Annotated in this window: 2 protein-coding genes; both read right to left on the bottom strand. The window is 57.4% G+C overall.

Annotated elements, in window-relative coordinates; translation table 11 throughout:
• Positions 1-731: extracellular solute-binding protein (locus HX823_RS31540; protein WP_177078556.1), on the bottom strand; the 731-nt coding region annotated here is incomplete at its 3' end.
• Between the two features lie 60 nt (positions 732-791).
• Positions 792-1,034: cupin domain-containing protein (locus HX823_RS31535; RefSeq protein WP_177078554.1), on the bottom strand; the 243-nt coding region annotated here is incomplete at its 5' end.

The following is a 1,034-nucleotide window of genomic DNA, read 5'->3' as shown; positions in this document are numbered from 1 at the left end:
GCGCGGCTCTCGGCCTGCAGCACATCGCCGGAAAAACCGACGGCCACACAGATGTCACCATTGGCCAGGTCGCCGGTGTACTTCGAGGAATGGAAGTACGCTACATACGGTCGCACTTTCATCAGCAGAGCTTCGGCTTTCTTGTAGTCATCCGGGTTCTTGCTGTGCGGCGGCAAGCCCAGATAATTCAGGGCGATGGGCAGCAGCTCCGGGCCGTTATCCAGGATGGCAACCCCGCATTTGCTGAGCTTCTCCATGTACTCGGGCTTGAAGATCAGGTCCCAGGAGTCCACGGGCGCGTTGTCGCCGAGTACCGCCTTGACCTTGTCGATGTTGTAGCCGATACCGGTGCTGCCCCACAGATACGGGAACCCATGGGCATTGCCCGGATCGTTGTTTTCCAGGGCCTTGAGCAGCACCGGGTTGAGGTTCTTCCAGTTGGGCAATTGGCTCTTGTCGAGCTTCTTCAAGGCACCGCCCTGAATCTGCCGCGCCATGAAGTGGTTGGACGGAAACACCACGTCATACCCGGAGTTGCCAGTCATCAGCTTGCCATCGAGGGTTTCGTTGCTGTCGTACACGTCATAGCTGAAACCGATGCCGGTCTGCTTCTGGAAGTTCTTGGTGGTGTCCGGCGCGATATAGCTGGACCAGTTGTAGATTTTCACCGTCTCGGCGGCCTGGCTGATAGAGGCCACCAACATCAAGGGCAACAGGGCAATGGCTTTCATGGTTCGATTTCCTGGCGGTTTTAGGGCTGTTTTTATGGCAGGCGATCAAGGATCAAAGCGTTACAGGATCAATACGTAGGTCTTGCGCACGGTTTCCTGGATGTCCCAGATGCCGGTGCTGTTGGCCGGCAACATCAGTGCGTCACCGGCTTGTATGTGGACGATTTCACCGTTGTCAGGGGTGAAGGTGCAGCGGCCCTGGATAAAGTGGCAAAACTCCTGGGATTTGATCTGCCGACGCCAGACGCCTGGGGTGCATTCCCAGATGCCGGTTTCGACGCCGTCGCTACGCTCGACGCTCAG

The organism is Pseudomonas sp. P7759 (assembly GCF_013386445.1).
GTDB lineage: Bacteria > Pseudomonadota > Gammaproteobacteria > Pseudomonadales > Pseudomonadaceae > Aquipseudomonas > Aquipseudomonas azotoformans_A.
This window is presented reverse-complemented; position numbering and strand designations above follow the sequence as displayed.